Origin of the sequence: Shewanella insulae, from assembly GCF_009831655.1 — a bacterium.
In the GTDB taxonomy this organism is placed as follows: domain Bacteria; phylum Pseudomonadota; class Gammaproteobacteria; order Enterobacterales; family Shewanellaceae; genus Shewanella; species Shewanella insulae.
Map to the genome: position 1 here is coordinate 54,249 of NZ_WRPA01000007.1, position 20,439 is coordinate 74,687.

Annotated in this window: 18 protein-coding genes; 5 read left to right on the forward strand and 13 right to left on the reverse strand. The window is 54.3% G+C overall.

The window, feature by feature from the left end; translation table 11 throughout:
* Nucleotides 1-58: 58 nt before the first annotated feature.
* From pxpA to glyQ, 5 genes are all read right to left on the reverse strand, one after another.
* Nucleotides 59-793 (reverse strand): 5-oxoprolinase subunit PxpA, encoded by a 735-nt coding sequence (gene pxpA / locus GNT65_RS09405; RefSeq protein ID WP_160795561.1) that lies wholly within the window; start codon nt 791-793, stop codon nt 59-61.
* Nucleotides 783-1,739, reverse strand: a complete 957-nt coding sequence (locus GNT65_RS09410; RefSeq protein WP_160795563.1) for a 5-oxoprolinase subunit C family protein — start codon at nt 1,737-1,739, stop codon at nt 783-785. Before GNT65_RS09410 ends, pxpA begins: the two co-directional genes overlap by 11 nt.
* The gene (gene pxpB, locus GNT65_RS09415; protein WP_160795565.1) at nt 1,736-2,389 is read right to left on the reverse strand and encodes a 5-oxoprolinase subunit PxpB; all 654 of its coding nucleotides are present in this window, start codon (nt 2,387-2,389) and stop codon (nt 1,736-1,738) included. Before pxpB ends, GNT65_RS09410 begins: the two co-directional genes overlap by 4 nt.
* Before the next feature lie 132 nt (nt 2,390-2,521).
* Complete coding sequence (glyS, locus tag GNT65_RS09420) at nt 2,522-4,591, reverse strand: glycine--tRNA ligase subunit beta (RefSeq protein ID WP_160795567.1); 2,070 nt, start codon at nt 4,589-4,591, stop codon at nt 2,522-2,524.
* A 12-nt stretch (nt 4,592-4,603) separates the two neighbouring features.
* Nucleotides 4,604-5,509, reverse strand: a complete 906-nt coding sequence (glyQ, locus tag GNT65_RS09425; RefSeq protein ID WP_160795569.1) for a glycine--tRNA ligase subunit alpha — start codon at nt 5,507-5,509, stop codon at nt 4,604-4,606.
* Nucleotides 5,510-5,618: 109 nt separating this feature from the next.
* Between glyQ and GNT65_RS09430 the strand changes: the two genes are divergently transcribed.
* Nucleotides 5,619-6,188 carry a DNA-3-methyladenine glycosylase I gene (locus GNT65_RS09430; RefSeq protein WP_160795571.1) on the forward strand — a complete coding sequence of 190 codons (570 nt, stop codon included), beginning with the start codon at nt 5,619-5,621 and terminating at the stop codon, nt 6,186-6,188.
* 5 nt (nt 6,189-6,193) lie between these two features.
* Here GNT65_RS09430 and GNT65_RS09435 read toward each other — a convergent pair whose 3' ends face one another.
* The 8 genes from GNT65_RS09435 to fadB form a co-directional block, all read right to left on the reverse strand.
* Nucleotides 6,194-6,871 (reverse strand): hypothetical protein, encoded by a 678-nt coding sequence (locus tag GNT65_RS09435; RefSeq protein WP_160795573.1) that lies wholly within the window; start codon nt 6,869-6,871, stop codon nt 6,194-6,196.
* A gap of 211 nt (nt 6,872-7,082) precedes the next feature.
* A complete protein-coding gene (locus GNT65_RS09440) occupies nt 7,083-10,268 on the reverse strand; it encodes an amidohydrolase family protein (RefSeq protein ID WP_160795804.1) in 3,186 nt (1,061 codons plus the stop codon).
* A gap of 295 nt (nt 10,269-10,563) precedes the next feature.
* Nucleotides 10,564-11,004 carry an MOSC domain-containing protein gene (locus tag GNT65_RS09445; protein ID WP_160795575.1) on the reverse strand — a complete coding sequence of 147 codons (441 nt, stop codon included), beginning with the start codon at nt 11,002-11,004 and terminating at the stop codon, nt 10,564-10,566.
* A 168-nt stretch (nt 11,005-11,172) separates the two neighbouring features.
* Entirely contained in the window at nt 11,173-11,418 is a 246-nt protein-coding gene (gene tusA / locus GNT65_RS09450) for a sulfurtransferase TusA (RefSeq protein WP_160795577.1), read from the reverse strand.
* Nucleotides 11,419-11,551: 133 nt separating this feature from the next.
* The gene (gene ybaK / locus GNT65_RS09455; protein ID WP_160795579.1) at nt 11,552-12,016 is read right to left on the reverse strand and encodes a Cys-tRNA(Pro) deacylase; all 465 of its coding nucleotides are present in this window, start codon (nt 12,014-12,016) and stop codon (nt 11,552-11,554) included.
* On the reverse strand, nt 12,000-12,488 hold the full coding sequence (locus GNT65_RS09460; RefSeq protein WP_160795581.1) for a GNAT family N-acetyltransferase: 489 nt from the start codon (nt 12,486-12,488) through the stop codon (nt 12,000-12,002). Before GNT65_RS09460 ends, ybaK begins: the two co-directional genes overlap by 17 nt.
* Nucleotides 12,489-12,693: 205 nt before the next feature.
* A complete protein-coding gene (gene fadA, locus GNT65_RS09465; RefSeq protein WP_160795583.1) occupies nt 12,694-13,857 on the reverse strand; it encodes an acetyl-CoA C-acyltransferase FadA in 1,164 nt (387 codons plus the stop codon).
* A gap of 21 nt (nt 13,858-13,878) precedes the next feature.
* Nucleotides 13,879-16,029, reverse strand: coding sequence for a fatty acid oxidation complex subunit alpha FadB (fadB, locus tag GNT65_RS09470; protein ID WP_160795585.1), 2,151 nt, complete (start codon nt 16,027-16,029; stop codon nt 13,879-13,881).
* A 306-nt stretch (nt 16,030-16,335) separates the two neighbouring features.
* Between fadB and pepQ the strand changes: the two genes are divergently transcribed.
* From pepQ to hemG, 4 genes are all read left to right on the forward strand, one after another.
* The gene (gene pepQ, locus GNT65_RS09475; protein WP_160795587.1) at nt 16,336-17,658 is read left to right on the forward strand and encodes a Xaa-Pro dipeptidase; all 1,323 of its coding nucleotides are present in this window, start codon (nt 16,336-16,338) and stop codon (nt 17,656-17,658) included.
* A 14-nt stretch (nt 17,659-17,672) separates the two neighbouring features.
* Nucleotides 17,673-18,287 carry a YigZ family protein gene (locus GNT65_RS09480; protein WP_160795589.1) on the forward strand — a complete coding sequence of 205 codons (615 nt, stop codon included), beginning with the start codon at nt 17,673-17,675 and terminating at the stop codon, nt 18,285-18,287.
* 152 nt (nt 18,288-18,439) lie between these two features.
* Nucleotides 18,440-19,897, forward strand: coding sequence for a TrkH family potassium uptake protein (locus GNT65_RS09485; RefSeq protein WP_160795591.1), 1,458 nt, complete (start codon nt 18,440-18,442; stop codon nt 19,895-19,897).
* Nucleotides 19,897-20,424: a menaquinone-dependent protoporphyrinogen IX dehydrogenase gene (gene hemG, locus GNT65_RS09490; RefSeq protein ID WP_160795593.1), complete on the forward strand. Its 528-nt coding sequence runs from the start codon at nt 19,897-19,899 to the stop codon at nt 20,422-20,424. The genes GNT65_RS09485 and hemG overlap by 1 nt, the downstream gene beginning before the upstream one ends.
* Nucleotides 20,425-20,439: the final 15 nt, after the last annotated feature.

A 20,439-nucleotide genomic window follows, 5' to 3' on the forward strand; every position in this document is an offset into this window, starting at 1 on the left:
CCGGGGCTTTTTTGTTTTGACTTAATGGGAAAGCTGTTATCTAACTAGTACAGGTGTTTTACTCTTGGTGCTCCAGGCTTGCCCTAATCGCCCTGGCAAACTCCAGTGCCTGCGGGGTGTCACCATGCAGGCAGAGGCTGGTGGCCTGGCAGTTTATCGAAACTCCCGTCACCGTCGTCACTTTCTGCTCTTCGACTATGGAGCTAACCTGTTCGAGCACCCTATGGGTCTCTTCGATGAGTGCGCCAGGCTGTGAGCGGGGAGCGAGCCGGCCATCGGCACAGTAGCCTCGATCGGCGAAGGCCTCTTCGATCACCTCAATCCCTGCGCGCCTCGCCTGCATTACCAAAGGGCTACCCGCCAATATCATCAGCTTAAGCTTTGGATTGATCGCCTCTATGACCCGAATGAGTATACGGCCTAGGGCGGGATCTTGGGCCGCATCATTGTACAAGGCACCGTGAGGCTTCACGTGGTGGAGATCGACGCCTAGCTCATCGCATACGGCCTTTATGGCGTTAATCTGTTGTATTAGCGAGTTAAATAGCGATTCGGCATCTATTTTGATAGTTTGGCGGCCGAAATTAGCCTTGTCGGGATAGCTGGGGTGTGCCCCGACCTTTACATGGTGCGCCTTGGCAAGCTTGACTGTTGCCAGCATGCTCTGGCTATCGCCGGCGTGACCGCCGCAGGCGACATTGGCCGAGGTGACCAATGACAGCAGCGCCTCGTCTTGTGGGCCTCCCTCGCCGAGGTCGGCGTTGAGGTCGATTCTTAGCGGTTTAGCTCCCATCCATTGCCCTCGCTAAACGATAGAAATAGTGTTGCCATTCAAGGTTAGCATCTTCCACCTGATTGGGGCTGACATGCTGAAAGCGGATCGCTTGCCCTGCTCTGGCCTGCGCCAGTTTCCAGCGGTCGGCCTCGATCACCATGGCCATTCTCGGATAGCCGCCACTGGTCTGGGCGTCGGCCTGTAACACTATAGGCTGGCCACCCGGCGGCACCTGAACCACGCCCGGTAGCACGGCGTGAGAGCGCAGGCTCAGATGTTTGCCCGAGTCCAGAGGCTCGCCGCTTAGTCTGGCGCCCATGCGATTGTTTTGGGGTGAGACCGTCCAGTGGCCATGCCAGAAGGCCTTACGATCCTGGTCACTGAACTGGCTCATCTCAGGGCCGGGCAGGGCGCGTAAGATACCATCGTTGGCTCTGTGAACCGCGCCGACCGGGCGACTAAAGCTTGCTTCAGCTGGGGCATTCAGGCTAAGACTATCGCCCGAGGCTAATTGTCGCCCCCGATGGCCACCGAACCGTCCAGCCAGGAAGGTACCGCGACCTCCCAGAGCCTCGGGGACCTTAACGCCGCCGAGGATTGCAAGGTAGCCCCACACGCCTTGTCTTGGACCCTTGAGCGTCAGTCGTTCCCCTGGATTGACCCGGCCGCGCCAGCCGTGCCACAGGGGACGCTTATCTATCTTGCCCTCTTTCTCGCTCTCTATTCTAGCCTCGAAGGTGGCGCCGCAAAGGGCGACCCAGCTCGAAGTCTCGAAGGTGAATTCATAACTGCCGCTGGCGAGCTCGATAGCGGGGGCGTTATCCTCATTGCCCAGCAGGCGGTTGGCCAGGATGAGCGAGAACCTATCCATGGCACCGCCGCATGGCACGCCTAGGTGCCCCTGTCCCTGCCTGCCGAGATCTTGAATGCTGGCCAGCCCGTTTACCCTATCTAGACGTATCATAGGCAGATCTCCACGGTCGTAAATCTTACTCTGTCCCCCGGTTTGAGCAGGCATGGGGGATTTCTGCTGGCATCGAAAAGTGCCAGCTGGGTTCGGCCTATGATCTGCCAGCCTCCTGGGCTCGCCAGCGGGTAGACACCTGTCTGCTCGCCGCCTATGCCCACGGAGCCTGCGGGAATGGTTAACCTGGGAGTCGCCAGCCTGGGCGTGTGTAAGCGCTCGGGCAGGCCGTCGAGGTAGGCAAACCCAGGTTGAAAACCGATGAAGAATACCTGGTAACTGGCCTCGCTGTGGCGCTTGATCACCTCTTCTGGGCTGAGGTTATGGTATTTGGCGACAGCATGCAGATCCGGCCCGGCTTCTCCGCCATAGCTTACTGGGATCTCTATGGTGCGGCTCTCACATGTCTCGGTTGGCGCGCTCTGCCATAGCTCACCCAGTCTCGCCTGCATGGCTTTTAACTGCCTGGTTTCTCTGACGACTATGGTCAGGTTGTTCATGCCGGGAATAGCCTCTTCGACTATGGGTAAATGGCGCAGCTGCTCGGCGATCCAGCACAGCTTAGATTGCGCGGCCCAGGAGAGTGGGGCTTCGGGCGTGGGATCGAGTACCAGGGCACGCTCACCCAGGGGATAGATAGTGGTTTGCAAAGAAGGGATTCACCTGTGACTGACTCTCATCATTTGAGTCTAACCAGCTTGAGGCGCAATAGCCATCGATAGCATGTCCGGACATAAAAAACGCATCCCTGAGGATGCGTTTTTTGTTTTATGAGCAGTAACTTATTGCAGCAGCGAGATATCGGCGGCGTGCAGGAACTGGGCTCTGAGTTTAGATAGCAGTGCCAGACGGTTCTGCTTGAGGGCCTCGTCGTCGGCCATCACCATCACATCTTCGAAGAAGGTGTCGACGCTCTCGCGCAGGCTGGCTAGCAAGGCCAGTGCCTGTTGGTAGTCGGCGTTGGCAAATAGCGGATCCAGTTGTGGTTGCAGCTCGTTGAGCTTGCTGGCCAGTGCCTGTTCGGCGCTCTCTTGTAGCAGGCTAGTGTCGATATTGCTGGCGATCTTGCCCTCTACCTTGGCCAGAATGTTCGACACCCGCTTGTTGGCTGCGGCCAGCGCTGCGGCCTGTTCCAGGCTTCTGAAGTGGGTGACCGCCTTGATGCGGCTGTCAAAATCGGCTGGCGAGGTTGGACGACGCGCTAGTACCGCCAGGATCACATCGACGCTGATGCCTTGGTCTTGATACCAGGCACGGAAGCGGCCCATCAGGAATTCCAGCACCTGCTCTGCGGTGTCGGCGTTGCTCAGGTTAGCACCGTGAAGTGCCTGTGCCTTGGTGATGAGATCCACCAGATCCAGCGGCAAGTTGTTCTCCACACAGATACGTAGGATACCGATAGCGGCGCGGCGGAGGGCGAAAGGATCCGCTGCACCTTTTGGCGCCTGACCTATGCCGAAGATGCCCACTAAGGTATCGAGTTTCTCAGCCAGTGCAACCGAGATAGAGATAGGCTGAGTCGGCACGCTGTCGCCAGAGAACTTAGGCTTGTACTGTTCTTCCAGGGCTAGGGCAACCGCCTCGGTTTCACCGTCCAGGCGAGCGTAGTGCATGCCCATGGTGCCTTGCAGGTCGGTAAATTCCATCACCATGTTGGTCATGAGATCTGACTTAGAGAGTAGGCCGGCACGGCTCGCCTGCTCGCTGTCGGCACCGATACCTTGGGCGATGTAGGCGGCGAGGGCAGAGATGCGCTCGACTCTGTCTTTGATGGTGCCAAGCTGCTTCTGGAATACCACGGTTTCCAGGCTGGCGAGACGAGATTCCAGGCTATGCTTCTTGTCGGTCTCGAAGAAGAATTCGGCGTCGGCAAGACGTGGACGAACCACCTTCTCGTTACCCGCGATGATCTGTGCCGGATCCTTAGACTCGATATTCGTTACGAAGATGAAGTGAGGCAGCAGAGTGCCCGCCTTGTCGAATACCGGGAAGTATTTCTGATCGCCTTTCATGGTGTAAACCAGGGCTTCGGCCGGTACGTCGAGGAATTTCTCTTCGAAGTTGGCGGTGAGTACGACCGGCCACTCGACCAGAGAAGTCACCTCTTCCAGCAGATCTTCGTCGATCTCGGCGACGCCGCCGATGGTGTCGGCAGCTGCCTGCGCGTCGGCCTTGATGATGGCCATACGCGCCTGATAGTCGGCCATCACCTTGCCCTGGGTTTCCAGCGCGGTGAGGTAGTTATCGGCATGATCCAGCTCCAGGGTATCTACACCCATGAAGCGGTGGCCGCGGATAGTGCGTGCCGATTTTATGCCCAGCAGCTCGCCAGCAATTAGCTCGTCGCCCATCAACATGGTAACTGTGTGTACCGGACGGATAAATTGGGTCTTGCTACTGCCCCAACGCATAGGCTTAGGAATAGGCAGCTTGTCTAAGGCGCGCTGGGCCATGTCGGCTACCAGTGACTTAGTCTCTACGCCGACGACCTTGGCCTTGTGTAGCAACCATTCGCCCTTGTCAGTGGTGAGACGTTCTGCCTGCTCGACCGTGATGCCGTTACCACGGGCCCAGCCCATGGCTGCCTTGGTTGGGTTTCCATCGGCGTCGAAGGCCTGGGCGATGGCCGGGCCACGCTTTTCGACAACTTTGTCCGCCTGGGCGGTCACCAGGGCGTTTACCTTAAGAGCCAGACGACGCGGCGCAGCGTACCAGGTGGCCGACTCATAGCTTAGCTCCGCTTTCTTTAGCTCTTCTTCGAAGTTAGCCAGGAAAGATTCGGCTAAGGTGCGCAGTGACTTTGGCGGTAACTCTTCTGTGCCTACTTCAATGAGTAAGTTTTCAAATTTCATCTTAATATACCTCTACTTACACATTGGGAAGCCGAGTGCTTCACGGGCTTGATAATAGGACTCTGCTACTGCCTTGGCCATGGTGCGCACACGCAGAATGTAACGCTGACGCTCGGTAACCGAAATGGCATGACGGGCATCGAGTAGGTTGAAGGCGTGCGAGGCTTTCATTACCTGCTCATAGGCAGGCAAGGGCAGTGGCGTTTCCAGGGCTAACAGCTCGTTACAGGCCTTCTCGCAATCGTCAAACTGCTTGAACAGTACTTCGACGTTGGCGTGTTCGAAGTTGTAGGTCGATTGCTCAACCTCGTTTTGATGGAACACGTCGCCATACATGATCTTACCCATAGGGCCGTCGGTCCATACCAGATCATAGACGCTGTCGACTTCCTGGATATACATGGCCAGACGCTCTAGACCATAGGTGATCTCACCGGTAACCGGACTACATTCCAGGCCACCCACCTGCTGGAAGTAGGTAAACTGAGACACTTCCATGCCGTTGAGCCAGACTTCCCAGCCCAGACCCCAGGCACCCAAGGTTGGAGATTCCCAGTTGTCTTCCACGAAGCGTACGTCATGGATATTCATATCGACGCCCAAGGCCTCGAGAGAACCCAGGTAGAGCTCCTGGATATTGCTTGGTGACGGTTTGAGTACCACCTGGAACTGGTAATAGTGCTGCAGACGGTTAGGGTTTTCACCGTAACGACCATCGGTAGGACGACGACATGGCTGAACATAGGCGCTGCTCATCGGCTCAGGGCCAAGAGAACGCAAGAAGGTCATAGGGTGGAAAGTACCCGCGCCTACTTCCATGTCCAGCGGTTGAACGATGGCGCAACCTTGCTGCGCCCAGTATTCCTGCAGGGTTAAGATGAAACCCTGGAATGTTTTTACGTCATGTTTCGTCGTCATGTCTACTACTGTCGGCTTGTGATAGAAAATGGTTTCGATTATACCTTGTTGAAAAAGGCTTATGTAGGTTATTTTTTACCTTAACGGCGGAAAAATAGGAAAAAACACCATGGATGTTAAGCGTTGTGGCTGGGTCGGCGAAGATCCACTATATCAGGCGTATCATGACGAGGTTTGGGGGCGTCCCGTGTATGACAGCCAAGAGCTGTTTGCCAAGCTCTGTCTGGACGGGCAGCAGGCAGGACTCTCCTGGATCACCATACTCAAGAAGCAGCAAAATTATGAGGCTGCCTTTGCGGATTTTGACCCTTACGTTATTGCTAAGTTTGATGAGCAAAAGGTAGAGGAATTACTACAAAATCCCGGCATTATTCGTAACCGGCTCAAGGTGAACTCCATCATCAAGAATGCCAAGGGGTATATCGCCTTCGTGGAGCAGGGCAACGACTTCTCCGAATTTCTCTGGAGTTTCGTTGGCGGCCAGCCCAAGCTGAATCACTTTCAACGGCTGGAGCAGCTGCCGGCACAGACCTCCGAGTCGGAAGCCATGTCGAAGGCATTGAAAAAGCTTGGGTTTAATTTTGTCGGCCCGACCATCTGCTATGCTTTTATGCAGGCGGTAGGCATGGTCAACGACCACACCGCCGACTGTTTCTGTTACCAAGATAAGTCTAACTAAGGTGCTTAGTAACCCTTAAAGCGCATGGTGGAAGGGTCATCTGTCTGTAGATAGATGGCCTGAAATTGTGTCTCACCCGTGTCGAGTTGAGCCTGCTTGATAAATGCGTAGTTCTTATCAAATTCACTTAATTTATCAATACTTTGTTGGCTGATAGTGTCTGTTGTAAGGCTTAGAACGCAGATTCTGTCTCCGCAGGCATATTTTTCACTGTATATGGTCTCCGGCAAACGGGTGAGTCTGTCGGCCAGTGCCGATTGGCGCTGCTGGCCGATGGCATCATAGTTGTCGAGGGACTCGATGAGATCGACATAGGCTTCCAGGTCTTTACCAAGTATTCTTTCTATCTGCCCAGCATCGATAACGCCGTTAGCATCTATGATCTGTGCCACCAGTTGCTTGGCTGAGGTCTGATTGTCGTCCTGGTGTTCAATCGATTCGTTTGTATCGGCATCGACCTTATTCCCGCTGTCGGTGTTCTCACTTATAAGGCTTACTGTTTCTACCTTGCTGCTAGTATGAGTCTGGGCCGGAGACTGATTTTGATCACTCTTGTCTTGGTTAACTTGGGCGATGGGAGCTTTTGGCTCATCTCTTGATTGAGCATGGTCTGCCTCTAGCATCAAATAGGCGATGGCCGAGATGGATAATAATATGAGTAAGGGAAGTTTTAGGGATTTCATTTCCAGCGTCCTTTTGAGTTGCGCTCTTCCTGATTGAGCCGTGGTCGATTAGCTTAGGCTAATTTGCTGGCGAGTGTAAATACAAGATATAAAAAAGGTGTTCCACGTGAAACACCCTTTCTGCCTTTTAGGCCATTTTTGATCTGTTTTTAAATTTTTCTGAAATTAAAATTCGTGGCAGATATTGGCCAGATTTTAAAATTCAAAACGTTTAATTTTCGAAGAAAAATGGCTTACGTTTGCTCTTGTCACCATTGAGCTGATTCATCGACTCGGCGTCGAACAGTTTACCGTTGACCATGGTGTAACTCACCTTGTCTGTTACTCGGATATCTTCCAGCGGATTGCCATCGATAACGATCAGGTCGGCCAGCTTGCCCGTCTTGATCGAACCGAGTTGATGATCCATGCCGAAGGTTTCCGCCGGATTGATGGTGGCCGTCTTTAACACCTCCATGTTATCCATACCACCTTGGGCAAACATCCACATCTCCCAGTGTGCGGCTAAACCTTCTCGCTGGCCATGGGCACCTATGTTTGGTTTCACGCCAAGGTCGTTGAGTTCGTTTGCGACTCTGGCGACATTGAAGTGGTTATAGTGTCCGTCCGGTGCGGTAGGGCGACGCATGGAGCGTGCCTCTAGCAGATCGCTCGGCACATACTTAGACAGGCGAGGGTGAGACCAGACATCTGTCTTATCGTACCAATAGTTTTCTCCCGAGATACCACCATAGGCCACCACTAGGGTTGGCGTATAGTGAACCTCTGTCTGGCTCCAGAACTGTTTGATATCGCTGTAGATGGCGGCCGCCGGCAGAGAATGCTCTACCGTGGTATGGCCGTCGGCGATCATGGTCAGGTTATGCTGCAGCAGGCTGCCGCCTTCTGGTACCACCATCATCTCAAGTTCTCTCGCCGCCGCGATCACCTGCTGACGCTGATTGCGCCTTGGCTGGTTATAGCTCTTCACGCTGAAGGCGCCAACCTTCTTGAGGCGCTCCAGATGGAACTTGGCGTCGTCTACCGAGTCGATGTGCGAGGTATAGCCGGGTAAGTTAGCGCCATAGAGAATAGTGCCGGTTGAGAAGATTCTCGGCCCGACGATATTACCCGCCTTCTGCTGCTCAGAGGCGGCGAAGATCTCAGTAGTGTCGTTAGAGGGGTCGTGAATGCTGGTCACACCCAATGCCAGGTTGGCATACAGCTCCCAGTTTTGCTGAGGAATGATCTCATTCTCTCCTTGAGCACCATGGGCGTGGGCGTCGAACAGGCCGGGCATGATGCTCTTGCCCTTGATGTCGATAACCTGGGTGCCATTAGGCACCTGAGTGTTGGCGTCGCCGACCTTGATGATCTTGTTGTTCTCGATGATCACCACGCCGTTTTCGATCACCTTGTCATCCTCCATGGTGATCACGCGTCCACCGACGAAGGCTATGGTTCCACGTGGAACATCGGCCTTCTTCTCGAAGCCAATCTGAGTGATCTTGGGTTCGATAGTCGGCGCTTTTTCGTCGGCCTGATAGTCGGTGTCGACATCCATCTGGTACAACTCCGGGCCAAGTGTCCAGTAGAGTTGCGAGCTGTCGCCGTTCCAACTGATGCTTTCACCGGCGCGAACGCTGAGCTGAGTGACAGGTAGGTTATCGGCCTTAGGACCTATCTCTATGGTCTCGCCATGCTTGGCAAATGGGGTGACCCATACCTTGAAACGCTCGGCAAAGGCTAGCTGCTCGCCGTCTGGAGAGACCCTGAATTCGGTGGCATGCTTGCTGGTGTAGTGCACTCGCTTCTGGAAACCATGTAGGTTGATCGAGGCTAGCTGAGGTGTCTCTCCATGATCCATGAAGAAGACGCGATCACTGTCGGCACCAAACTGGGGTTGAAAGCCATCGGGTGTGATCTTGCGGTTCTCTTTGCCCTTGATGTCGACGACATAGAGGCCGGGTTCCTGTGACCAGGTGCGCGGCGTGATATAACCGCCCTTAATCTTACGGTAAACCACGAGATCGCCATAGGGAGAGAAGGTGGGTTCAACATACTTGCCTGGCTCTTGGGTCAGTGTCTTGCTGCGACCGCCACGAGCATTAATGATACGGACGCTACCTTGCTTGTCGTCGTCCCAAGTGGTGAAGACTATCTTCTTACCGTCACGAGACCATTGAGGATAGAGCTCTCTTACCTCATTGTCTAAATTGGTCAGGCGGCTAATCTTGCCTTCAGGAAGACGCTTGATCCAAAGCTTACCCAGAGCCTCATAAACCACCTTATCACCGTCCGGTGATACCTGCGCCATGCGCAGCATCTTCACGTCGAAGCTGTCTTGATCGATATTCTGCTTGAAGCGCACCGAGGGTTGCACCGCGAGCTCAGTTTTCACCTTGAAGGGGATCTCTTTAACCGACTTGCTCTCCACGTCCAGGCGGTTGATCTTACCACCGGCCCAGAAGACCAGTTCTTCATTATCTGCCGTCCAGCTCATGCTTGGATAGACGCCGTGGATGGCCCAGGTTTCCTGCATGTCACGATCTAGCTTGTCATAGAGCCTGGTCTGTTTGCCCGACTTAAGATCCAACAAATAAAGCGTCGACTGGAAACCATCACGCTTGATGTAGGCGAGTTTAGTGCCGTCTGGGCTAGGGGTTGGGCGAATCGCGCCGCCTGTACCTTCAATCAGTACCTCTATGTCGCCAGTCTGGGTGTCATAGCGTTTGATCTTGTAGATGCCTTTAACCGAATCCTTGGAGTAGTGGAAGGTCTTACCCGGGGTGGCATCCTGACTGAAATAGACATAGCGACCATCGGGCGAATAGGCGGGTTCGCCCAGGTCTTTCTGTTCGTTCGGGCGCTCGGTTAACTTAACCCCGGTACCGCCGGCAACGTGATAGAGCCAGACTTCGCCGGCACCCAGGCTGCGACTACCGGTAAAGTGTTTACGGCCGATGAGGTATTGAGAATCCGGGCTCCATGCTGGGCTGTTGAGCAGGCGAAAGGTTTCCTTGGTGACCGGGCGGGGATCTGTGCCGTCGGCATTCATCACCCAAATATTGTCGCCGCCATCTTCATCCGAGGTGAAGGCGATGTGCTTACCATCCGGACTATAGACGGGTTGCATCTGCCAGGCGATGCCTTGAGCCAGTGGCTTGGCTTCGCCGCCTTCGATAGGCATCTGATAGATGTCACCCAGCAGGTCAAATACGATATGTTTACCGTCTGGGCTGACACTGACGTTCATCCAGGTGCCTTCGGTGACATCTATCTTAACCTGTTCCAGCGGAGCCTTGGTTGGGGCATTCACCTGCCAGGCTGAGTCGGTATCTTTGTCCGCCGCCAAGCTGGGCAGGGAAAGGCTGAGGGCGATCGCCGCGCAGAGGGGCGTTAATTTTTGTTTTAGCATAGGAGTTCCCAGTTTCATTATTATCCTTGGTTGGGCGCCTTAGTGTGGCTACATAGAGGGTGTTGTATACAATCTAGTTATCGCATAAATTCGATAACAGTAAAACCTAATTTCTGTGACATTTGGTGAATGATGAGCATAGCCTGGACGGCTTAAATTGGGCTTAAGTCAGATAAGCTGAAAGCCTTGTTAGATATCACAAGGGCAGGACCCGAGTTGTAATTTGCGCTGCGTAAGCGTCAGGAGTCTAAGATTGGCAGCCTGGTTGGCTGCGATCGGGGGAGAATAAACTTAGCTATTCGACCAAGTGTACGCTATCGCCGATACTGATCTCTGCATCGTTGAGTACCCGGCAGGTGACTCCGCCGCGCCAGTCTGGTTGCAGAGCCGCCTCGAGCCCCGCATAGGCCATTTCCATCTTCTTACAGGGATCGGTTTCGCCTGTGATCTCCAGTTGTAAGGCGCCTATTTGAATCACCTTGCCAAGGTCTTGTTCGCTGAAGCTGATGCCATCTATGAGAAGGTTGGCTCTGCGGGTTGTCCAGGGGAGTTCAGTATCGAGTGTCTGGCAGGCATCTTGCCATTGCTGCGCCGACAGTAGGGTGACCTGACGTTTACCTGGCTTTCCAAATACATCTTGTGCAACCCCTGTGCTGGTGGTGACGAGTGCCGCCGAGGTTTCCAGCATGGATCCACCTTTGACTACCTTGTAGCTAATGCCTTGTAAACTTGCCATTTCTATCAATCCTTTTGAATGCCGAATCTCAGTGTAAACCTTGACTCAAACCGCTGGCAAGGGGAATCGGCTATGTGCCGGGTAAGCTTTTTAGGCGAGGGAAGTGCGCTTGCGGATTAAGGCAGCAGGGAAAGACTTGCTCTCTTAATCGTTAGAACTCTAGTTTGATTAGAGCCCTTTCTTGATTAGATATTGGAAAGGCATGGACTCTGTCTGGCTGGCGATTAGGGTGTGATCCATAAATTCGCAGAAGCTGGGAATATCGCGTGTGGTCGCCGGATCGTCGGCGATGATCAGCAGGGTCTCTCCCTCGTTCATTTTGCGCACTGACTTTCTCACCATCATCACAGGCTCGGGACAACGTAGCCCTAGGGCGTCGAGTTGGTGTTGTGCTTGTGCAAAAGGGTCGCTCATATCGTAAACCTTAATTGAAGTGAGACCGGATAAAATTGAGGGAGCTAATATTACTCTAGCCGGGCATTTAAGCCAAGTCGTGCCCCGTGGATTTGTGATCCTCTAAAGGGCGTTTCACGTGAAACACTCTGGATTATACCAGAGAGACGAAACGCGCCTGGGTAACTTCTTTAAGATCCGTGGGCATGAGTTCTATATCCAGGCCGCGGCGTCCGCCACTGACATAGATTTGCGGCAAAGGCTCGGCACTCTCATCGATAAAGGTCGCCAGGCGTTTCTTCTGCCCAATAGGGCTAACGCCGCCGAGTACATATCCCGTGCTGCGCTGCACCTTTTCAGGTGCGGCCATGGCGGCTTTCTTGGCTTTTGCCGCCTTCGCCAGTTGCTTCAGGTTGAGCTTCTTGTCTACCGGGATGATGGCGACTACCAGATTGCCATTATCGAGTTCGGCGACCAGGGTCTTAAATACCCACTCCGTCGGGAGTTGGAGTTTTGCCGCCGCCTCCAGGCCATAGGCACCGGCATTGGCGTCGTGTTGATATTCATGGAGACGGTAGGGGATCTTGGCCTTATCGAGCATCTTAGTTGCGGGTGTCATGACTCTCTCTTTCTAGGGATTTACGCATCACGCTGACCGTTAGGTCTGAGTAGGGAAGTGTAGCGACAAGCCGCCAGCCTAGGCTGTGATAGAGGCCGAGGTTTTTGGCTTCCGTTTGCAGATAGAGGCTGTCTGCGTTAAAGGCTAAGGCATATTCTTCGGCAACCGCGATTAACCCTTTGGCTATGCCTTGCCCTCGATGAGATGGGCTTACATAGATGCCGCCGAGCCAGACGCTATCGGCAGGGTATTGAGGGTTTTCCTGATACCTGAGCTGGATGGCGCCTACGGGAAGGCCGTTCACTAAGGTGAGCCAGAGTTGCGGGATCCCCGAAAGTTGTAGATATTGGTTTAGCGTATGAGTCAATTCGGCCTGAGTGCGATTGGCACCTAAGTGTCCCCACTCCTCGTGATACCAGGCAGCGACTTGCGCTATGGCCTCTGGCTTGTCTAATAACCGAATGATCTCCATATGCCTCTATCTGAGCAGATACTCATGTTGACGATATTACAGCAGTGGTTGTGAAGATAAAGCCAGAAAGTGTCTTAATCGCGTTAGGCAGAAAAGCTTTGGTGAGGGGAGCTTGGTCCTAGGTCTTAGCCTCGGTGTTTCACGTGAAACAAAAAAAGGAGCGACTAGGTCACTCCTTTTCTTAGGCATAACGGTAAGGGACGCGTTAGGCGCGTTCGAATACGGTTGCTATGCCTTGGCCCAGACCGATACACATGGTCGCTAGACCTAGGGTCGCATCTTTGCTTTCCATCAGGTTGATCAGCGTGGTCGAGATACGTGCGCCCGAGCAGCCTAGTGGGTGGCCCAGGGCGATGGCGCCGCCGTTGAGGTTCACCTTCTCATCGACCAGCTCCATCAGGCCAAGATCTTTCACACAAGGCAGTGACTGCGCGGCGAAGGCTTCGTTGAGTTCGATAAGGTCGATATCGTTCATGGTGAGACCTGCGCGTTGCAACGCCTTCTGGGTAGCAGGAACAGGACCATAGCCCATGATGGCCGCGTCACAGCCTGCAACCGCCATAGAGCGGATACGTGCGCGGATCGGCAGCCCTAAGGCCTTGGCTTTCTCTTCTTCCATCACCAACATGGCCGAGGCGCCGTCAGACAGCGCCGAAGAGGTGCCAGCGGTGACCGTACCGTTGGCCGGGTCGAATACCGGACGCAGAGTCGCCAGCGACTCAAGTGAGGTCTCAGGACGAATCACCTCGTCATGCATTACCTTGATCAGTGCGCCGTTGGCGTCATGACCCTCGATAGCATGGATCTCGTTGGCGAAGCGGCCTTCGACCGTTGCCGCGTGGGCACGCTGGTGTGAACGTACCGCAAACTCATCCTGCTGCTGACGCGAGATGCCGTGCATCTTACCCAGCATCTCGGCGGTGAGGCCCATCATGCCAGAAGCCTTAGCGACATTGGTTGCCAGGCCCGGGTGGAAGTCGACACCATGGTTCATCGGCACGTGGCCCATGTGCTCGACGCCGCCGACAATAAAGGTATCACCCATGCCCGTCATGATGGCGCGAGCGGCCTGATGAATGGCTTCCATGGAAGAACCACACAGACGGTTTACCGTCACCGCACCGGCCTGTTTCGGGATGCCCGCCAGTAGCGCCGAGTTACGTGCGATGTTGAAGCCCTGTTCCAGCGTCTGCTGTACACAACCCCAGATCACGTCTTCTATGGTGTTAGGATCGAGTTGAGGATTGCGAACCAAGAGGGCCTTCATCAGCTCGGCAGAGAGCGACTCGGCGCGCACGTTTCTGAATACCCCAGCCTTAGAGCGGCCCATGGGAGTACGGATGCAATCTACAATAACTGCTTGTTTCATTATTCTATTCCTTCCGGGTGATTAGGCTGGGTAGTAACTGCCGTTGGTGGCAGCCAGTTCACGCATCTTGTCGGTTACCTGATACAGGCCACCCAGGTGGGCATACTGATCGGCAAGGGCGACAAAGTTAGCGACACCTAAGGTGTCCAGGTAGCGGAACACACCTCCTCTGAATGGAGGGAAACCGAGTCCATAAACGAGTCCCATATCGGCTTCGGCTGGCGTGGCTATGATGCCTTCTTCCAGACAACGAACCGTCTCGATGATCATAGGGATCATGGTGCGGGCGATGATCTCGTCGCTGCTGAACTCCTTCTGCTCACCGAAGGCATTGCCCAGTAGTTCATAGCTGAGCGGGTCGACCTCTTTCTTAGGCTTGCCGCGACGATCCACCGAATATTGGTAGAAGCCTTTGCCATTCTTCTGACCGAAACGCTCGGCCTCGAACATGACGTCGATGGCGTCTTTGCCTTGTTTTGCCATTCTGTCTGGGAAACCTTCGGCCATAACGGCCTGAGCGTGATGACCCGTGTCCAGACCGACTACGTCAAGCAGGTAGGCGGGGCCCATTGGCCAACCGAACTGTTTCTCCATTACCTTGTCGATGGCAGCAAAGTCGGCGCCATCTTCCAGCAGACCACTAAAGCCGGCGAAGTAGGGGAAGAGTACGCGGTTAACGAAGAAGCCTGGGCAGTCGTTGACCACGATAGGTGTCTTGCCCATCTTGGCCGCGTAGGCCACGACAGAGGCAATAGTCTCTTCTGAGCTGTGCTCGCCGCGGATCACCTCAACCAGTGGCATCTTGTGTACCGGGTTGAAGAAGTGCATGCCACAGAAACGCCCAGGCTTCTGCAGACTCTTGGCTAGCAAATTGATTGAGATGGTTGAGGTGTTAGAGGTGATGATGGCCTCTTCGCCCACGACCTGTTCGACTTCTGCCAGTACGGTCGATTTCACCTTAGGATGTTCCACCACGGCTTCTACGACGACATCGGCCTGCTTGAGCGCGTTGTAGTCCAGGGTTGATGTGATGTTGTTGAGTACGCCCGCCATCTTGGCCGGCGTCGAGCGACCACGATTGATCTGTGCCGTGAGCAGCTTAGCTGCCTCGTTGAGGCCAAGATCCAATGCCGCCTGGTTGATATCCTTCATCACGATAGGTGTACCCTTGCTGGCGCTCTGGTAGGCGATACCGCCACCCATGATGCCTGCGCCCAGTACGGCGGCGGAATTAACCGCTTGTGCCTGCTTGGAGGCCTTCTTGGCCTTGCCCTTAACCAGCTGGTCATTGAGGAAGATGCCGATAAGCGCCTTGGCCACGTCTGTCTTGGCCAGCTTGACGAAGGCCTGATGTTCTACCTGCAGTGCCTCGGCGCGCTCACTCAAGGCGGCCTTCTCGATCACGTCGACGGCAGCCATAGGCGCTGGATAATGTTTACCTGCAACCTTGAACACCATGCCCTTGGCGGTGGCGAATGACATCATGGCTTCCAGCTTAGGCAGGGTGAGCGGCGATAGCTTACGCTGGCGACGGGCTTGCCAGTCTATCTTCTCGCTGATGGCATCTTGCAGCATCTGGAGCGCCGCCGTTTCCAATGCCTCGGGGGCTGCCACGGCGTCGATGGCGCCAACCTTGAGGGCGGCTTCTGGGCGTTGATCTTTACCTGTGGTGATCCACTCTAGTGCGTTGTCGGCACCTATCACCCGAGGCAGACGAACTGTACCGCCGAAGCCAGGAATGATGCCCAGCTTAGTTTCTGGCAGGCCGATGCGAGCAGTGGTGTCGGCGATACGTAAGTCGGTGGCTAGGATAGTTTCACAGCCGCCGCCCAGGGCGAAGCCCTTGATGGCCGACAGGGTTGGGAAGGGCAGATCTTCGAGCTTGTTGAACACCTTGTTGGCGTCTTCCAGCCAGCCCTGTAGCACACTGTCGTCTTGTGCAAAAAGTCCCAGGAATTCTGTGATGTCGGCGCCTACGATAAAGGCATCTTTGCCCGAGGTGAGCATAAGGCCCTTCACCCCTTGGGTTTGTGCTAGGGCATCGAGTGCGTCGTTAAGGGAGTTGAGAGTCTCTCGATCAAACTTATTGACCGAGCCCTCGGCGTTAAAACAGAGCCGGGCGATATTATCTTCAAGTAATTCCACTTGAATCGTAGGACTTTGGTAGATCATTGCTTGCTTCCTTATTGCTTAAAGAGCGCCACCCACTATTAGAATCTTTTAGTGTAGGTAAAAATCTCTATCTTACAGCAGGCCATCATTTGACCAGTTGCTGCTCAGTGTGCGTCTAAATCAGATAAATTTCAACACCCAATTTAAACGACTGTTTAATTTTGTTCGATTAGGGGGATTTTTGCCCTTATGTTAGACTCACTAGATCATAGTCTCTGTGCTAAAAATAGGGCCTCGGGATTGCGCATTTCATCCAAAAGAATGGGGTGCAGCCAGGGGCCGCAAAAGAATAACAGGAAGCTTATTATGGAAAACTTAGCCACCCTCTATCCCGCCCATATTGTCGAAATGAACCGGCGCGTCGCCGAGATCACCGCAAGAGAGCAGTTGGCCGGCTTAGTGATTCATTCGGGACAACCCCATCGCCAGTTTCTCGATGACCTGGATTACCCGTTTAAGGTCAATCCACACTTCAAGGCCTGGCTTCCGGTTATCGATAATCCCCACTGCTGGCTGATTGTAAACGGCCGCGACAAGCCACAACTCATCTTCTATCGTCCGGTGGATTTCTGGCATAAGGTCGCCGAATTGCCCGAGGATTTTTGGACCACAGAGATAGAGATTAAGGTGCTAACCAAGGCCGACAAGGTGGCAGATCTGCTGCCGGGCAAGTTGCAGGAGTGGGCCTATATTGGCGAGCACCTGGATGTCGCCGATGTGCTGGGCTTTGGTAGCCGTAACCCCGAGGCGGTGATGAGCTACCTGCATTATCACAGAGCCAGCAAGACAGCCTATGAGCTGGCCTGCATGCGCCGGGCAAGCGAGATAGGCGTGCGCGGTCATGTAGCAGCCAAGAGCGCCTTCTATGCGGGGGCCAGCGAGTTTGAGATCCAACAAGCCTACCTAGGCGCTACCGATATGGGCGAGAATGATGTGCCCTACGGCAACATCATCGCACTGAATCAAAATGCCTCTATCTTGCACTACACGGCGCTGGAGCATGTGTCGCCAAGGCAGCGACTCTCCTTCCTTATCGATGCCGGTGGTAGCTTTCATGGTTATGCCTCCGATATCACCCGAACCTATGCCTTCGAGAAGAACCTGTTCGGCGACCTGATTGCCGCCATGGACAAGCTACAGCTTGCTATCATCGACATGATGCGTCCGGGCGTTAAGTATGTGGATCTGCATCTGGCGACGCACGAGAAGCTGGCGCAGCTACTGTTGGACTTCAAGCTGGTGCAGGGCGATCCTCAAAGTTTGATAGAGCAGGGAATCACCAGCGTCTTCTTCCCCCATGGTCTTGGGCATATGCTGGGCCTACAGGTGCATGATATGGGAGGTTTCCTCCACGACGAGCGTGGCACACATATCGCGCCGCCGCAGGCGCATCCCTTCCTGCGCTGCACTCGCACCCTGGCGGCTAACCAGGTGCTGACCATAGAGCCTGGGCTTTACATCATCGACAGCCTGCTGAACGAGCTGAAACAGGATGGGCGCGCCGATTTGGTCAACTGGCAGATGGTGGATAAGGTGCGACCCTTCGGCGGCATTCGTATAGAAGATAACGTGATCGTCCATAGCGATCATAACGAGAACATGACTCGTGATCTGGGTCTGCACGGTTAACAGGTAAGGCGTTTTTGAGCGAGAGTTATCCCATTCCGGCTAAGCCGATCACCATAGAAGAAGAGATAAAGCATAGCCGCTTTATCTCTTTTCTATTTCACTGCTCATCTGAAGAGTCTCTGAAGTGTGCACTCACTAACATCAAGACCGAGTATCCGGGGGCGAATCACTATTGTTATGCCTTTATCGCCGGTGCACCGGACAATAATGTGGCCATGGGTAGCAGTGACGATGGGGAGCCGTCCGGCAGTGCAGGGCGTCCCATGCTGGCCAGTTTGCAAGGTGCCGAGATAGGCGAGATAGGTGCCATCGTGGTGCGCTATTTTGGCGGCTCCAAGTTAGGTGTGGGCGGCCTGGTGCGTGCCTACAGCTCAGGGGTCAAGCAGGGGTTGGTGCAGCTGGAGACTGAGATAAAACAGATACGTTACCCGGGGTGGCTGGCGTGTGAATATCATCAACTCAAAGATGTGGAGCATTTTCTCGAGCTCTGTGAGGGGCTGGTTGTCGATAAGGTATTTACCGACAGGGTGAGCCTGAGCTTCGAGATGCCCAAGGCGACACAGAGTCGCTTCAATCAGGAGTTGGCCACCCTGAGTCAGGGACGCCTCAAGGCGGAGTTTGCCGATTGATTCATAAGCAGACGCGAGAGCGGGCTAACATGTTCGTAAAGGGCTTTTTGCCTTGGGTCTCAAAGTGCCAATAAATTTTATACAACAGCCGGGATAAACTATGCGAGAATGCGCTTGTGCGTCGTCGCTAACGGAATAATAAAAACGCCCTAATGCAATATAGAACCATAATAAGAATTACAGGCCTGCTCATGGGGCTGTTTTCTTTGTCGCTTCTGCCGCCTGCGCTGGTTGCCGTGATCTACAAGGATGGCGGGGGCACCGCCTTCCTGCAGGCCTTCTTCCTCAGCTTATTGCTTGGCTTCGTGCTCTGGTATCCCAACAGACGCCACAAGAAGGACCTACGCACCCGAGAGGGCTTCATGCTGGTGGTGCTCTTCTGGGGCGTTTTGGGCTCCATAGGTGCCGTTCCCTTTATCTTCTCCAGTCAGCCAGACCTTTCGCTCACCGACAGTTTCTTCGAGTCTTTCTCGGCGCTCACCACCACGGGGGCGACAGTGCTGGTGGGGCTGGACAGCTTGCCGAAGGCGATCCTCTTCTATCGTCACCTATTGCAGTGGCTGGGTGGCATGGGGATCATCGTGTTGGCCGTGGCCATACTGCCCGTGCTTGGGATCGGGGGGATGCAGCTCTATCGGGCCGAGATCCCCGGGCCGGTGAAAGACAGCAAGATGACGCCGCGAATAGCCGAGACGGCCAAGGCGCTCTGGTATATCTATCTGGCGCTCACCATCGCCTGTGCCATAGCCTATTGGATCGCCGGCATGGATGTGTTCGATGCCATCTGCCATTCCTTCTCCACCATCGCCATCGGTGGCTTCTCGACCCATGATGCCAGCATGGGCTATTTCGACAGCACGGCGATTAACATGGTGTGTGTGGTCTTCCTGTTGATCGCGGCATTGAACTTTAGCCTACATTTTGCGGCCTTTACCCGCCGCGGCATCAACCTCAAGGTCTACCTGAGAGACGCCGAGTTTAAGGCGCTTATCGTGATCCAGCTGGCGCTGACGCTGATCTGTTTCGCGACCCTGTACCATACCGGCATCTATGAAAGCGCCGAAGAAACCTTCGACTTCGCCCTGTTCCAGGCGGTCTCTATCTCTACCACGGCCGGCTTCGGTACCGAAAGCTTCCATATGTGGCCGCTGTTCTTGCCCATGCTGCTGATATTTTCCAGCTTCATCGGCGGCTGTGGCGGCTCGACCGCCGGTGGCATTAAGGTGATGCGGATGATCTTGTTGTTGCTGCAGGGCTCCCGCGAATTGAAACGCCTGGTACATCCCAGGGGCATGTTCTCTATCCGTATCAATGGCAAGGCGCTGCCGGATCGCATCATAGACGCGGTATGGGGCTTCTTCTCTGCTTATGCCCTCGTTTTTGTGGTTTGCATGTTGATCCTGATGGCGCTGGGCATGGATAATATCACCGCCTTCAGTGCGACCGCGGCCTGCTTGAATAACCTGGGGCCCGGGCTAGGTGAGGTGGCCAGTAACTACGCCAGCATAGGCGATGGCGAGAAGTGGGTGTTGGTGGTGGCCATGCTATTCGGCCGACTGGAAGTGTTTACCCTATTGGTGTTGTTTACACCTACGTTTTGGAAGAATTAATGAGTCGTACCCTAATTATCTATTCGACCGTAGACGGTCAGACGAAAGCCATCTGCGATCAGATTGCCGAGCAGTGTAAGTCGGATACCCAGCTGGTGACCATGGTCAGCCTGGAAGAGGCTCAGTCGGTCAACTTGTCCTATTTTGACAAGGTCATCATTGGGGCGAGCATTCGTTATGGTAAACACAGACCCGAGTTGTTCCAGTATGTGAACCGTCACAGAGCCGTGTTAAACAGTAAGAAGAACGCCTTCTTTACCGTGAACGTGGTGGCGAGAAAGCCGGAGAAGAATACCCCGGAAACCAACCCCTACATGAAGAAGTTTCTGCAGCTATCTCTGTGGCAGCCTCAACAGCTGGGGGTCTTTGCCGGTAAGATCGATTATCCTAAGTATCGTTTCTTCGATAAGTTTATGATCCGATTCATCATGTGGATCACTAAGGGCCCCACAGATACCTCGGGCACGTTCGAGTTTACCGACTGGGATAAGGTGCAGGAGTTTGCGAAAGCCTTTAGCGAGCGTTAAAGGCTTTCATCTTCG

What these genes read in the sequence shown, in the direction of transcription:
- pxpA (WP_160795561.1), bottom strand. Translation starts at nt 793, where the DNA reads ATGGGAGCTAAACCGCTAAGAATCGACCTCAACGCCGACCTCGGCGAG.
- GNT65_RS09410 (WP_160795563.1), bottom strand. Translation starts at nt 1,739, where the DNA reads ATGATACGTCTAGATAGGGTAAACGGGCTGGCCAGCATTCAAGATCTC.
- glyS (WP_160795567.1), bottom strand. Translation starts at nt 4,591, where the DNA reads ATGAAATTTGAAAACTTACTCATTGAAGTAGGCACAGAAGAGTTACCG.
- glyQ (WP_160795569.1), bottom strand. Translation starts at nt 5,509, where the DNA reads ATGACGACGAAACATGACGTAAAAACATTCCAGGGTTTCATCTTAACC.
- GNT65_RS09430 (WP_160795571.1), top strand. Translation starts at nt 5,619, where the DNA reads ATGGATGTTAAGCGTTGTGGCTGGGTCGGCGAAGATCCACTATATCAG.
- GNT65_RS09435 (WP_160795573.1), bottom strand. Translation starts at nt 6,871, where the DNA reads ATGAAATCCCTAAAACTTCCCTTACTCATATTATTATCCATCTCGGCC.
- GNT65_RS09440 (WP_160795804.1), bottom strand. Translation starts at nt 10,268, where the DNA reads ATGCTAAAACAAAAATTAACGCCCCTCTGCGCGGCGATCGCCCTCAGC.
- GNT65_RS09445 (WP_160795575.1), bottom strand. Translation starts at nt 11,004, where the DNA reads ATGGCAAGTTTACAAGGCATTAGCTACAAGGTAGTCAAAGGTGGATCC.
- tusA (WP_160795577.1), bottom strand. Translation starts at nt 11,418, where the DNA reads ATGAGCGACCCTTTTGCACAAGCACAACACCAACTCGACGCCCTAGGG.
- ybaK (WP_160795579.1), bottom strand. Translation starts at nt 12,016, where the DNA reads ATGACACCCGCAACTAAGATGCTCGATAAGGCCAAGATCCCCTACCGT.
- GNT65_RS09460 (WP_160795581.1), bottom strand. Translation starts at nt 12,488, where the DNA reads ATGGAGATCATTCGGTTATTAGACAAGCCAGAGGCCATAGCGCAAGTC.
- fadA (WP_160795583.1), bottom strand. Translation starts at nt 13,857, where the DNA reads ATGAAACAAGCAGTTATTGTAGATTGCATCCGTACTCCCATGGGCCGC.
- fadB (WP_160795585.1), bottom strand. Translation starts at nt 16,029, where the DNA reads ATGATCTACCAAAGTCCTACGATTCAAGTGGAATTACTTGAAGATAAT.
- pepQ (WP_160795587.1), top strand. Translation starts at nt 16,336, where the DNA reads ATGGAAAACTTAGCCACCCTCTATCCCGCCCATATTGTCGAAATGAAC.
- GNT65_RS09485 (WP_160795591.1), top strand. Translation starts at nt 18,440, where the DNA reads ATGCAATATAGAACCATAATAAGAATTACAGGCCTGCTCATGGGGCTG.
- hemG (WP_160795593.1), top strand. Translation starts at nt 19,897, where the DNA reads ATGAGTCGTACCCTAATTATCTATTCGACCGTAGACGGTCAGACGAAA.